Origin of the sequence: uncultured Aquimarina sp. (assembly GCF_947492115.1) — a bacterium.
Taxonomy (GTDB): Bacteria; Bacteroidota; Bacteroidia; order Flavobacteriales; family Flavobacteriaceae; genus Aquimarina.
Genome location: NZ_CANLMM010000040.1, coordinates 1 through 692, shown reverse-complemented (window position 1 = coordinate 692; position 692 = coordinate 1). Strand labels below are relative to the sequence as shown.

Below are 692 nucleotides of genomic sequence, written 5' to 3'. Positions count from 1 at the left end.
AACGTTTAATATATGTGTCGTAGCAGAGAAAAATGTTACCCTGTTTTTTGTTTTTTCTGTGCATTGGTTGCTAACTTTTCCATTCTGCAAGCATTGCGCCTTCATAAATATACACAAACCAATCGATTGATCACTTTGCTGCTATGGCACATATATAGTGTTACAGCACGTTTTCTTTTACGAAACTGTCGTAACAAATACTTCATCAATAAACCATTCACCTTCTTTTTTATAAATAAATACTCTAACAGAATAGCCACATAAGCCTCCGCAACCATATCCACTTTCTAGCATTCCAAAAGATTTAGTTTTGTCAAATTGAATGTTAGATAGCCAAGTTGTTCCTGCTAAATGAAAATCATACTCATGTTTCCATAATTTATTTCCAGTTGGAAAATTTGATCTAGGTTTAAATTTCCACTTTCCATTAGTTTTTAGCTTTTCAATATCGATCTTGTAATTTGATTTTGAATTTCGAGTATTAAGTTCAATATTGTCAAAATGCTTTACTAGTTCTTTTTGTACTTTTTTTTCAAGACTATAAACGGTGTCAATAATGGCGATTACAAGAGTTGTAGTATCAGATTGTAATTCTGCTTTACGTTTTTCATACTCAACTTGTTTTTTTGCCATTCCAGTTGTATCCGTTCCAATAAGGTTTTGATTTTTGTCAAAAATTGGCATTGGAGGTG

At 31.8% G+C, this 692-nt stretch carries 1 protein-coding gene; it reads right to left on the bottom strand.

Going from position 1 to position 692, the window contains the following annotated elements; all coding sequences use genetic code 11:
- Positions 1–177 precede the first annotated feature (177 nt).
- Positions 178–692 (bottom strand): hypothetical protein (locus tag Q1A73_RS24425; RefSeq protein ID WP_299611441.1); only part of this gene is annotated, 515 nt, incomplete at its 5' end.